The sequence below is a fragment of the Flavobacterium sp. AK-301 genome, assembly GCF_058310215.1.
Genome location: NZ_JBZEES010000003.1, coordinates 237,073 through 249,871 on the forward strand (window position 1 = coordinate 237,073; position 12,799 = coordinate 249,871).

The 12,799-nt window shown below is 34.7% G+C and carries 8 protein-coding genes; 5 read left to right on the forward strand and 3 right to left on the reverse strand.

What is annotated here, in order from left to right; translation table 11 throughout:
- The first annotated feature begins 1 nt into the window (after position 1).
- The 3 genes from AC4FQX_RS06900 (at position 2) to AC4FQX_RS06910 (ending at position 3,824) form a co-directional block, all read left to right on the forward strand.
- Positions 2–2,002, forward strand: a complete 2,001-nt coding sequence (locus tag AC4FQX_RS06900; protein WP_491166947.1) for a fumarate reductase/succinate dehydrogenase flavoprotein subunit — start codon at positions 2–4, stop codon at positions 2,000–2,002.
- Positions 2,003–2,079: 77 nt separating this feature from the next.
- Positions 2,080–2,820 carry a succinate dehydrogenase/fumarate reductase iron-sulfur subunit gene (locus AC4FQX_RS06905; protein WP_491166948.1) on the forward strand — a complete coding sequence of 247 codons (741 nt, stop codon included), beginning with the start codon at positions 2,080–2,082 and terminating at the stop codon, positions 2,818–2,820.
- Positions 2,821–3,059: 239 nt separating this feature from the next.
- The gene (locus AC4FQX_RS06910; RefSeq protein WP_491166949.1) at positions 3,060–3,824 is read left to right on the forward strand and encodes an amidohydrolase; all 765 of its coding nucleotides are present in this window, start codon (positions 3,060–3,062) and stop codon (positions 3,822–3,824) included.
- Here the strand turns inward: AC4FQX_RS06910 and AC4FQX_RS06915 are convergent.
- The 3 genes from AC4FQX_RS06915 to AC4FQX_RS06925 all read right to left on the reverse strand — a co-directional run bounded on the left by AC4FQX_RS06915 (position 3,811) and on the right by AC4FQX_RS06925 (position 9,795).
- Positions 3,811–5,412 carry an Ig-like domain-containing protein gene (locus AC4FQX_RS06915; protein ID WP_491166950.1) on the reverse strand — a complete coding sequence of 534 codons (1,602 nt, stop codon included), beginning with the start codon at positions 5,410–5,412 and terminating at the stop codon, positions 3,811–3,813. The genes AC4FQX_RS06910 and AC4FQX_RS06915 overlap by 14 nt on opposite strands.
- Positions 5,413–5,510: 98 nt before the next feature.
- On the reverse strand, positions 5,511–6,188 hold the full coding sequence (locus AC4FQX_RS06920) for a ComF family protein (RefSeq protein ID WP_491166951.1): 678 nt from the start codon (positions 6,186–6,188) through the stop codon (positions 5,511–5,513).
- Between the two features lie 187 nt (positions 6,189–6,375).
- On the reverse strand, positions 6,376–9,795 hold the full coding sequence (locus tag AC4FQX_RS06925) for a DUF6892 domain-containing protein (RefSeq protein WP_491166952.1): 3,420 nt from the start codon (positions 9,793–9,795) through the stop codon (positions 6,376–6,378).
- A 296-nt stretch (positions 9,796–10,091) separates the two neighbouring features.
- Between AC4FQX_RS06925 and AC4FQX_RS06930 the strand changes: the two genes are divergently transcribed.
- Both AC4FQX_RS06930 and AC4FQX_RS06935 read left to right on the forward strand, forming a co-directional pair.
- Positions 10,092–11,639 (forward strand): glycine--tRNA ligase, encoded by a 1,548-nt coding sequence (locus tag AC4FQX_RS06930; protein WP_491166953.1) that lies wholly within the window; start codon positions 10,092–10,094, stop codon positions 11,637–11,639.
- Positions 11,640–11,723: 84 nt separating this feature from the next.
- A complete protein-coding gene (locus AC4FQX_RS06935) occupies positions 11,724–12,767 on the forward strand; it encodes a TerC family protein (protein WP_491166954.1) in 1,044 nt (347 codons plus the stop codon).
- The last annotated feature ends 32 nt before the right edge of the window (positions 12,768–12,799 follow it).

A 12,799-nucleotide genomic window follows, 5' to 3' on the forward strand; every position in this document is an offset into this window, starting at 1 on the left:
TATGGCATTAGATTCAAAAATTCCAAAAGGTCCTATTGCTGATAAATGGACAGACTATAAAAACCATATCGATTTAGTTAACCCTGCTAATAAACGTAATATAGACGTTATAATTGTTGGAACAGGACTTGCAGGAGGTTCTGCCGCTGCAACATTAGCTGAGTTAGGTTATAACGTAAAAGCATTTTGTTTTCAGGATTCTCCACGTCGTGCACACTCAATTGCTGCACAAGGAGGTATCAACGCTGCAAAAAATTATCAAGGAGATGGTGACTCTACATTCCGTTTATTTTACGATACCGTAAAAGGAGGAGATTACCGTGCTCGTGAAGCTAACGTTTATCGTTTAGCTGAGGTTTCTGCAAATATTATCGACCAGTGTGTGGCTCAGGGAGTTCCTTTTGCTCGTGACTATGGTGGATTATTAGATAACCGTTCTTTTGGTGGTGTGTTAGTTTCAAGAACTTTTTATGCAAAAGGTCAGACAGGACAACAATTACTTTTAGGAGCTTATTCTGCGATGAACCGTCAGATTGGTCGTGGAAAAATCCAGATGTATAACCGTCATGAAATGCTTGATCTGGTTATTGTTGATGGTAAAGCAAGAGGTATTATTGCAAGAAACTTAGTAACAGGAGAAATAGAACGTCATTCAGCACATGCTGTAGTAGTTGGTTCAGGTGGATACGGAAACGTATTTTATCTTTCAACAAATGCTATGGGAAGTAATGCAACTGCTGCATGGAAAATATATAAAAAAGGAGCGTTTTTTGCTAACCCTTGTTATACACAAATTCACCCTACCTGTATTCCGGTTTCAGGAGATCATCAGTCTAAATTGACGTTGATGTCAGAATCGTTAAGAAATGATGGACGTATCTGGGTTCCAAAAGAAAAAGAAGATGCAATAGCAATTCAGGAAGGTAGACTGAAAGCGGTAGATTTACCGGAAGAAAAAAGAGATTACTATTTAGAGCGTCGTTACCCGTCATTTGGTAACTTAGTGCCTCGTGACGTTGCTTCACGTGCTGCTAAAGAACGTTGTGATGCAGGCTACGGAGTAAATAAAACAGGACAGGCTGTATTTTTGGATTTTGCAACTGCAATTTCAAGATATGGTCATGAACAGGCTCATATCAAAGGATTGGATGAAAACGATAAAGTTTTGGTTAAAAAACTGGGAACAGAAGTAATCGCTAATAAATACGGTAACTTGTTCCAGATGTATGAAAAAATCGTTGATGAGAATCCATACGAAATGCCAATGAAAATTTATCCTGCCGTTCACTATACAATGGGTGGAACATGGGTAGATTATAATCTGATGACGACTATTCCGGGATGTTATTCAATCGGAGAAGCAAACTTCTCAGATCACGGAGCAAACCGTTTAGGTGCTTCAGCATTAATGCAGGGATTAGCAGATGGTTATTTTGTATTACCGTATACAATTGGTGATTATTTATCAAAAGATATCAGAACAGGAAAAATTCCAACAGATTCACCAGAATTTGATGCTGCTGAGAAAAATGTAAGAGATCAGATCGAAAGATTAAGTAAAAATAACGGTAAATACTCTGTAGATCATTTCCATAAGAAATTAGGAAAAATCATGTGGGATAAAGTAGGTATGGCGCGTAATGCACAAGGACTTACTGAAGCAATAAGTGAAATTGCTGCTTTACGTGAAGAATTCTATAAAGAAGTAAAAGTACCTGGAGATATTAATAGTTTCAACCAAGAGTTGGAGAAAGCAATGCGTGTAGCTGATTTCATTGAATTAGGAGAGTTATTCGCTAAAGATGCTTTACACAGAAACGAATCCTGTGGAGGTCATTTTAGAGAAGAATACCAAACAGAGGACGGTGAAGCATTGAGAGATGACGAGAACTTTGCTTATGTTGCGGCATGGGAGTATAAAGGAGATACAAGTGAGCCGGTATTACATAAGGAAGACTTGGTTTATGAAAATATTAAATTAGTAACTAGAAGTTATAAATAAGATTTGAGTATAGCGAATTGAGAGTATTGTAAAATACTTCTCAGTACCCAATACTAAATACTAAAATCTACAGCGTTATGAAACTTACATTAAAAATATGGCGTCAGAAAGATGCTAAAACAGAGGGGAAAATTGTCGAATATAAAATTGACAATATTGAACCGGATATGTCTTTCCTTGAAATGTTAGATATATTAAATGAAGATTTAATTAATAAAGGAGATGAGCCTGTTGCTTTTGACCATGATTGTCGTGAAGGAATTTGCGGAATGTGTTCTCTTTTTATTAATGGAGAAGCACACGGACCGGATAAAGGTATTACAACCTGCCAGTTACACATGAGAATGTTTAAAGATGGTGATACGATCTTTATTGAGCCTTTCCGTGCAAAAGCTTTCCCAGTCATAAAAGATTTAGTTGTTGACAGATCAGCATTTGAAAGAATTCAGCATGCAGGTGGATTTATTTCGGTAAATACATCAGGAAACACACAAGATGCTAATAATATTCCAATTCAGAAACATGATGCAGATACAGCATTTGATTCAGCTACCTGTATTGGTTGCGGAGCATGTGTTGCAACCTGTAAAAACTCTTCTGCTATGTTATTCGTTTCAGCAAAAGTATCTCAGTTTGCATTATTACCACAAGGTAAAGTAGAAGCTGCTGACCGTGTGTTGAACATGGTACATCAAATGGATACAGAAGGCTTTGGTAACTGTACAAATACAGGAGCGTGTGAAGTAGAATGTCCAAAAGGAATCTCTCTTGAAAACATTGCACGTATGAACCGTGAGTTCTTAAAAGCAAGCTTTTAAGTAATAAGAAAAGAGTAAATTTGATAAAAAAAAGAGACTGTTGTAAAACAGTCTCTTTTTTTATTGTGAAAAGTGAGAGGTTGCCATTAAATACAATTCAGATACTACCTCATTTTCAAATCTTCAAATCTTCAAATCAATAAATATTTTGTAGATTCGTAATTACGATACTTTGTATGCAGGAGATTAACAGAATGTATGTATTGTTTTATTATAATTAAAAAACGAAATCTTTATTTATGAAAATAGCTTTAATTCAGAGTTCTTTAGTCTGGGAAAATCCGGAGGTCAACAGAAATTATTTTGAAAATAAAATTACTGCTTTAACCGAAAAAGCGGATCTGATTGTATTGCCGGAGATGTTTACCACAGGTTTTACAATGCATCCGGAAGCCGTAGCAGAGACCATGGACGGAGTAACCATAAACTGGTTAAAAGAGATGGCTGTATCAGGTTCTTTTGCAATAACAGGCAGTATTGTGATTAAAGAAGCAGGAAACTATTATAATCGATTGTTTTTTGTTTTCCCTGACGGTACTGTTGAGTATTATGATAAAAGGCACCTGTTTACTCTCTCAGGAGAAGAAAAAGTATATAAGGCAGGAGATAAAAGATTGATAATCGATTATTTAGGATATAAAATATGTCCTCTTATCTGTTATGATCTTCGCTTCCCTGCCTGGGCAAGAAATACAGAGGACTATGATCTTTTGATTTATGTAGCAAACTGGCCACAGGTTCGTGTTAAAGCATGGGATGCTTTATTACAGGCAAGAGCTATAGAGAATGTATGTTATGTAGTAGGAGTGAACAGAATAGGGAATGATATTCATGATTATTTCCATTCCGGTCATTCACAGGTAATTGATTATTTAGGAGAATATCTGGTGGCACCTAGTGAAAAAGAAGGTGTTTTTATAACTACTATAGATCGTTCAAAAATGTTGCAACTCAGAGAAAAGACCAGTTTTTTAAAAGACAGAGATACCTTTAGTCTGAGCTGAGGCTAAAAGGCTGATCAATATCCCAGTTTGCCCGTACATCTACTTCTTTCGGGAAGTAGATCACTTCTTCCGGCTGACGTTTTTCAAGATAGCTTCCCGTATCCCATATTCCGTTTTTATTCTCATCATAGATGATTCTGATGGTGTACAGTTCAGGGGTAATATTGTTGAAATTAATTACCGATTCATTTTCACTGTAAGCAGAAGCCAGTATATCCCCTTTTTTATTGGTCAGTTCTATAATAACAGGAAAACTTTTTACATTCAGTAAAGTAAGTATGAGATTACCGTAATCAGATGTACTCTTTGTAGAAAATTTATAAATCAAACTGTCGTTTTTCTGTTCGAGATAATCTGTTAAAGCTCCCGGTAAAAGAGTCAGTGTATATTTTTCCAGAGGCTCAGGGATAAAATCAAAAGTCAGTTTCTGATTAGACACCTCATATTTAGTTGTAAAAGGAACTGTTAAGGAGTCTTTATTAATCAGGTTCATTTTAGTAGAATCAAAATGAATCAAAGGAACAGAAGATATGATTGCAAATCGGTCTCTCAGATTTAAAGTTGATTGTTGGTCGGCATTCAAATTCAGAGTGTCTTTTTTCTGATCTTTTATTTTCACGGTAAAATCGGCGGTATAGTCCTTTTTCGTAACCTGAAAATGTAAAGAATCTGCTTTTATTGCCGGATACCAGACCTGAACAGAATCTTTTCCTTTAAAATCAGTAATGATAGTCGGAAGAATAGTGCTACCATTTTTCAGTGTTACTTTTACATCCTTTTGATTTCCTTCATATCCCATTAACAGACGGTTTCCCGAAGCCTGAGAAGGGCGGACAGCTTTAAATTTCAGTTCTTCTTTAAATAGTTTTACCTCATAAGAAGTTTCGCTTGGTATAGTAATATATTCTTTTAGAAAACCAATTTTATCCTCTTTTGGGTCAAACTTATGATTGCCATTTTTGTCTTTCATGGCGATCAGAAGATATTTCCCTTCTTTCAGGTTTTCCAGTTTAAATGTTTTTAAACTGTCCAGTGTATTGGTAATATATCTCGGGTTCTTTTTAAAAATAACAGAGTCATTAGTGTTCTCATTTATTTCATAGAGCATAACAGAAATAAATGATTCCGGGTTTTTTTCAAAAGCATCTTTTACAGAACCACTTAAAGAAAGAGAATCAATATAAGTTCCTGTAGAAAAGATATATTTGAACTGTTGCAGAATATTCCCTTCATTATTATCCTGAATACTGTTACCAAAATTAAAACTATAGGTCGTATTAGGCTGTAAAGTGTCTGCTAACTTTATTGTAATATATTTACTGGCAACCGTTGGTGTTATAAGAGGCTGTTTCTCTAAGGGAGGAGAAATGATTAGTTGTTTCTGTACATCTTTCAGTTTGATATATTCATCAAAGGTCAACTTAATGGTATTACCTTTAAATCCGGTACTTCCGTTTTCAGGAGAACTGTATTTCAGAATAGGAGGAGTAATATCTTTTTCTCCTCCGGTAATAGTACCTCGCTTAGCACATCCGGCAATTAAAATTGACAGAATAATAAAAATATATAGATTTCGGGTATTCAGCATGAAAGTTTATTTAACAACTTACAAAATAACAATTATATTTAGTCTAAATGAAATGTTTTTTGAAATGTTTACCATGACAGAATCGATTTTATCTAAAATCAGGACTGAGACATTGCGATTGTGATAATACTAAGTTTTGCATCAGGAATTTTCAGTAGTGCTTTTCCGCAGTTTTCCAGTGTAGAACCAGTTGTTAAAACATCATCAATTAACAGAAAGTGTTTACCGTGATCTTTCTCCATAAACTGTACTTCAAATATTTCAGAAGTGATTTCAGATCGGTTTAGCAGTGATTTTTTGGTTTGTGTGTCGGAATATACTTTTCGGAATAAAAGAGCTTCATTCAGAGGGATATTCAGCCCTTTTGTAATAGACCGGGCAAATGTGGTCACCTGATTATATCCTCTTTCTTTTAATCTCTTTTTATGAAGAGGTACAGGAATCACTTCATCAATAGAGTTTAATAAATGTTTAATATCATTACAATACCAGTCACCAAGTAAAGTGCCTATTTCCTGATGTCCCCGATATTTCAGGTTATGAATGAGTTGTTGTACAATTCCTTTTTTATGAAAATACAACATAGCAGAAATATACTCCAAAGGCAGTCTGCCGTAGAATTTTCTGAAGGCAATATTTTCAGCATTAGTATGAAGCAGAGTTAAAGGCAGTTCATGCCTGCAGGAAGTACATAGTACGGTTTCATTTAGCACTAGAAAAGCATTACATCCAGTACAGGTTTTTGGAAAGAACAGATCGGTTAAAAAGTGAAGCATTAAAAAGAAGTTCAGAGTTATAAAGTTACAGCAGTTTAGAGAACTAAAGAGGGAAAGTTACAAAGATTCTCAGAATACCGGGATAAAGTTTTGAGTTTAATTGCTATATGAATGTGAGTTTGCGTTAAGAAAAGAAAAATTAAAGAGGTTGTTTCAAAACTTGTGAAACAACCTCAAATGAATTATTTTATTTTGTCAGATGCTTTACTGCCAGTGAAAAAGCATGTTTTACACAATAATTCTGAAAAATTGGATGAAGATCGTTTGTATCCGTTTCCGCAATTTGTGTTTCCCATGAATATATTGGAGTTTCATTATTATCTATATAACCGTAAGATAAAATGTAGTTTTTCTTTGTCATATTATGAATAATACGACATCGAATATTAAATCCGTTGGTATAAGTATAACTGATTTCTCGTAGCTGATCACCATTCCATTCCTGATAAAAACAAGTGATATTTTTAGTCTTTTTCAGAATGTGTTTGTGTCCTTCTTCCTTTATTTCAGGGAGACTGAATACTTTTTCAAAACCGTCTTTAAGTTGTTTACAAAAATCAGCATGAGTAAAAATCGGTATTTTGGTCTCGTCTACAATAGATTTTCCCTGTAAAATAGAATTAATCACTCCTGTTTTCCCATTTTCTTTTAAAATTGTTTTCCCGTTCTTTTTTACTTCATAAAGTTTGTCTTTAATAATGTCCTGAACATTACAGGTAGATGTAATGTAGTTCTCATCATAAATTATAGTATCATTTTCATCAGTATATCGATTCAGGAGCAGAACATCAGGATGGTGAAGATTCAGAACTGCTCTGATCTGCTGGAAATGTTCAAAAGACATTTGCATATCATCCGCAAGGACTAGCAGACACTGTGTTTCCCCTTTTACATAGAGTCCCCCATGATTATATTTGCCATAAATCGTTTCACAGTTTAATCCATTACCAATATAGTGTGTACAGCCAAACAGATGTACATTTTTACAGACAACCTTTCCTAATACGATTAGAGGAGGAGAGAAATCCAGATCTAAAGCCATAATATAGGACTTTGCTACTAGATTCTTACTGAAAATAAACCCTAGAATTTCCAAAGCTTCTGTTTCTTTCTCTAATTTCAGCTCTAATTTATCTGTTTCTGCATTCTCTTCAGCCAGCAGAAAAAAACCGGTTTTCATACTTTCCTTATCTCCGTCTGTAGAATGCATTTCATAAGGATCATAAAGAGTATTACCTGAAAAGTCAGTTAAATTACCTATCAGAACTTCTGCTTCCTGTCGATTAATCACTTTAAAATCTATTCCGTAATGTGTAATTCTTTCAATCGGTTTTAAAGGAGGATTCTTTTGATATTTCTTTCTTCTTTTGGCTTTGTTATCAGCTTCTTTTTTTTGTTTTTCTTCTTTCTTTTTTTGTTTCTGTAGATATTTTTTGTTTTCTATTCGGGTTGAATAATCTGCTTTATTGTACCATTTAACAGCTTCCATATAATATTCCCAGTCATAAAGAAAAACAGCTTCACTACTTTTATTATAACGATCTTCATTCTGCCCAGTTTGACTGGAACAGTATTTCAGTAGTACTGAGGAAGGATTATCAATCTGATTTAAATGAAAATAATATTTTCTGTAATCATCAGAATCGTCTCTAAAAAACTGTCGAGCTATAACCAGTATGCCGGGAAGTTCTCCTTCTCCGCTACGATTAAATATAAAGTTAAAGTTATGTAACCAGAAACCATTTTTATCGCTGTCCCAATAATCATTGTATTTTTTCTGTACAACCGGCAAGTTCAAAAATCTTAAAATATCAGCTGTTTTTACTGTTTTTTGAAACTCCTGATAATAATATATTCCTTTTTCAGTCCGGTTCAGTAATTCTGCCCAGATTCTTTCTAACTCTTTTATAATAGATCCAGGAGTTTCTGGTCTGAACACGTCTTCAAATTTTTCGGTTGTGCTATCCTTATAAATACAGTAAAGACCTTCCTGAATTTCGTCAGATTTAAATATTTTATTCAGAAGTCCCTTTTGTTTTTCTTTCCATTTTATGAGCTGAATAAAGAATTGTAAACCATTTTTATGCTGTACTTTTATATGATTGGTTTTATAGAGGCCTTCACCTTCTTTATCTTCATGATGAACAGTAATAAGATAATCTTTCCATTCAAATTCCTGATCATTCTCAGGATGTACTTTGGTTATTTCAAATAATTTATTAAAATTATCCAGCTGATCTTTAGTGCTTTCTCCATCTGTAAAATGGCTGTTTTCAAAAATAACAGGAATTGTTTCTGTTGTTTTTTGTGCGTTTAGTATAGTGTCCGGTCTGATAATCGTTTTTCCTTCTTGTATCAGTTTTATTATTTTTGTTCTGTTCAGCCATTCTCCCCATGAATTTAAGAATCGTTTGTCTGAGTCTTCAGTCGGGATCACCACTTCTTTTGTAAAAATAGCAGAAGGGACTGACTGGTCAAAATTATTAGAGGAATGAGCCTCTTCCTGATCGGATAAAGTATATTGTGCAGAAAAGTGATCTTTATTATAGTAGAATTCTCCGGTTATCAGGTTTACTTTACAATCTGACTTTCCTTTTATAATTAAACTTCCGTATCGATTCTTTCTCCAGGAAGATTCAGAATAAAGAATGTCATATTTTTTTTCAACAGGGTCTATTTCCATAAAAACATCAACAGAATTACCATCATCATAGTGTCCCCAGAAACAGTTTTTTACAGATAAGTTTTTTTCGATGTAAATTTCCTGTCCACCTACAATCATATTAGTAACCTCAGCATTTCCCAGAACGGCAAGCCCTGTGCTTTCAAGGGTTTTATTATTATAAATATTCTGAGCACAGAGGTTGCCTTCTGTCAGGATTAATTGTACTGGCTTTAATCCGGTAAAAGGAGTATTTAAATCCAGGTTTTTTAGCTCCCAGTCATTTTGAATGTATAAAACCGGCTTTTCCTCCATATCATAATCATAGAATTCGTCTTTGTAGCATAAAGAATATCCTTCTGGCAGCAGGTGTTCGATGGTGCTGAAAGGAACGAGCTTTGCAGAAGTAATAGTATGAGAATTGTAAAAATATACTTTTATGCTTTTATTCAGAAAAGCTGCAATCCCTTCCATCTGACCGTCTTCGAGTGTGATCTCTTCCAGATTTTTACATTCCAGAAGCGGACTCAGATCAATATCAGATGGGACGCACGCATTAGGGGAATACTCTTTCAGATTAGGAAGCAATTTTACATCCTCAATAGAAGTAATTTCAAATTTACTGCCTTTTCCGTCCCATCCCGGCATCAGAGAATAATAAACATCATCTGCGCCATCTGGTGTAAAATCAGTGATCATTGTCAGTTGTTCAGGAGTAATGATTAGATCTTCATAGAACTTTTTTATCTCAGGAATGATCTGAAAATACAGATCTTCATTTTTATTATTCCAATATTTTTCTTTCAGGACATTTAATTCCGCATCAAAAATATTTTTACCGATCAGCTGTGTAACAATATGTAGTTTAAAATTGAAATCTGTGAACATTATTATAGTACTTGAAATAGGTCTTTCTAAAGTAGGAAGCCGAATTGTATTTTTCAAAAATAGATATAAATTTCTAAAAGCATATAGTTAGTCTGAAAAAACCCCGGAAGTTCAAAGAATACAAGGATGAAGTTTTAGGATTAATTACCCTAATTTTCAAATCTAATTTGTATGCTCTACAATATTAGTGTTTTGTTCTGATTTTTGTTAAAATTGCTTTTTATTTTTTATTTAAAAACAGATTAACGAAAAATAATTTAATTATAACCGTTATTTTGGTGAATTCTAGTGCAGAAATCACCATTTTTTATTATCCATTTTTTATTATCCATTAAAACTTATATTTTTGCAACATGGCAAAACAAGAAGATTTATTTAAGAATGTAGTTTCGCATGCAAAGGAATACGGATTTATATTTCCGTCAAGCGAAATTTATGATGGTTTAAGTGCAGTATATGATTACGCTCAAAACGGAGTAGAGTTAAAAAGAAATATTCGTGAATATTGGTGGAAGTCCATGGTTCAGATGCATGAAAACATTGTGGGTATTGATGCATCAATCTTAATGCATCCGACTACATGGAAAGCATCCGGTCATGTTGATGCTTTTAATGATCCTTTAATTGATAATAAAGATTCAAAGAGACGTTACAGAGCCGATGTACTGATCGAGGATTATGCTGAAAAACTGAATCAGAAAGCACAAAAAGAAATAGAAAAAGCAAGAGTGCGTTTTGGTGAAGCCTTTAATGAAGAAGAATTCGTCTCTACCAATGCTCGTGTAGTTGAATATAAAACAAAGCAAAAACAGATTCTGGAACGTATGGCACGTTCGTTGGAAACGGAGAATTTGGCGGATGTAAAAGCGCTGATCGAAGAACTGGAGATTGCCTGTCCGGAATCGGGATCACGGAATTGGACAGAAGTACGTCAGTTTAACCTGATGTTCGGTACAAAATTAGGTGCATCGGCAGATTCTGCTATGGATTTGTTTCTGCGTCCGGAAACAGCACAAGGTATTTTTGTGAACTTCCAGAATGTTCAGAAATCAGGAAGAATGAAAATTCCTTTTGGAATTGCTCAGACCGGAAAAGCATTCAGAAATGAGATCGTAGCAAGACAGTTTATTTTCCGTATGCGTGAATTTGAACAAATGGAAATGCAGTTTTTTGTACGCCCCGGAGAAGAAATGACTTCGTATGAGTACTGGAAAGAGACCCGATTAAAATGGCATCTGTCCTTAGGTCTCGGAAAAGAGAATTATCGTTTCCATGACCATGAAAAACTGGCACATTATGCTAATGCGGCAACCGATATAGAGTTTAATTTTCCGTTTGGATTTAAAGAACTCGAAGGGATTCATTCCCGTACCGATTTTGATCTGAAAGCACACGAGCAGTATTCCGGTAAAAAATTACAGTATTTTGATACCGAGTTAAATAAGAACTATGTTCCTTATGTAGTGGAAACCTCAGTGGGTCTGGACAGAATGTTCCTGGCGGTATTCTCTAATTCTTTGAGAGAAGAAACCTTAGAGGACGGATCAGTAAGAACCGTTCTGAAACTGCCTGCCGTTCTTGCGCCTACAAAAGCAGCTGTTTTACCATTAGTGAAGAAAGACGGATTGCCGGAGATCGCAAAAGAGATTATTGAAGACCTGAAATGGGATTTCAATGTAGCTTATGATGAAAAAGATGCTGTGGGAAGACGTTACAGACGACAAGATGCACTGGGTACACCTTTCTGTATTACAGTAGATCATCAAACGCTGGAAGATCAGACCGTAACCATTCGACACAGAGATTCAATGGAACAAACCCGGGTAAAGATATCAGAAGTAAAAGGTATCATAAACGAGGAGGTTTCAATGAAGAACTGGTTGTTGAAAATGAATCAATAGATAGCATTCAGAAACAACAAAAGCTCCCGATCAGGAGCTTTTGTTGTAAAAAGACAGAAAATAAAAACCAATACATAATAAAAAATGGATCATTTAATTAATCATCCCGGATTGATAACCGCCTTTGCTGTTGTAGTTGTGGTAATGCTTTTACTGGATTTGGGAATTTTCAATAAAAAAAGTCATGTTATTTCTAACAAAGAAGCACTGGTCTGGTCTGTAGTCTGGATCAGTATATCCATGATTTTCAGTGGATTTATTTATTATACTATGGATGTGGAGAAATTCTCTCAGTTCCAGTCTGCTTACTGGATTGAAAAAGCACTTTCCGTAGATAATCTTTTTGTCTTTATTATGGTATTCGGGTTTTTCAATGTACCAAGACAACATCAGCACAAGGTACTGTTTTGGGGAATCGTAGGAGCATTAATACTAAGAGCCTTTTTCATTTTTGCAGGAGTAGAGCTGATTAAAATGACCTATCTGCCGGAAATGACAATACAAGGATGGAATTTCGTTCTGGAACATGCAGAAGGAGTAGCGATCAATTATGAAAATAAAGAATTTTTCAGACCTAATATAATACTCACTCTGTTTGGTATATTCCTGATCTATGCCGGAATCAAATCCTGGTTTGCAAAAGACGATAATGAGGAAGAGAAAGACTTTACTAAAAGTCCGGGAGCAAGAATGGTTTATAAACTGTTCAAGGTAAGTAAAGATTATGATGGAGATAAGTTCTTTACAATAGAGAACGGAAAGAAACTGGCAACACCGTTACTAGTAGTAGTTGCGGTTATAGAATTTACCGATTTACTTTTTGCAGTCGATTCCATTCCTGCTATTTTTGCCATAGCACCAGATGATCCTTTTATCCTTTATACCTCTAATATTTTTGCGATATTAGGATTACGTTCCCTGTACTTTCTGCTGGCAAACTTTATTTATCTATTCAGTAAATTAAAATATGGTCTGGCAATTATATTAGCTTTTATAGGAATCAAAATGGTCATTGCACCATTTTTCCATATTACCTCTTTATATTCTTTACTGGTAGTGGGAGGAGTGTTGATCGGTTCTGTACTGGTATCAATTGCTTTTCCTGAGAAAAAAGAAACAGCAGAGTAATTAATTATTTACTGTAATTGTTTTTTTTATTT

What these genes read in the sequence shown, in the direction of transcription:
- AC4FQX_RS06900 (WP_491166947.1), top strand. Translation starts at nt 2, where the DNA reads ATGGCATTAGATTCAAAAATTCCAAAAGGTCCTATTGCTGATAAATGG.
- AC4FQX_RS06905 (WP_491166948.1), top strand. Translation starts at nt 2,080, where the DNA reads ATGAAACTTACATTAAAAATATGGCGTCAGAAAGATGCTAAAACAGAG.
- AC4FQX_RS06910 (WP_491166949.1), top strand. Translation starts at nt 3,060, where the DNA reads ATGAAAATAGCTTTAATTCAGAGTTCTTTAGTCTGGGAAAATCCGGAG.
- AC4FQX_RS06915 (WP_491166950.1), bottom strand. Translation starts at nt 5,412, where the DNA reads ATGCTGAATACCCGAAATCTATATATTTTTATTATTCTGTCAATTTTA.
- AC4FQX_RS06920 (WP_491166951.1), bottom strand. Translation starts at nt 6,188, where the DNA reads ATGCTTCACTTTTTAACCGATCTGTTCTTTCCAAAAACCTGTACTGGA.
- AC4FQX_RS06930 (WP_491166953.1), top strand. Translation starts at nt 10,092, where the DNA reads ATGGCAAAACAAGAAGATTTATTTAAGAATGTAGTTTCGCATGCAAAG.
- AC4FQX_RS06935 (WP_491166954.1), top strand. Translation starts at nt 11,724, where the DNA reads ATGGATCATTTAATTAATCATCCCGGATTGATAACCGCCTTTGCTGTT.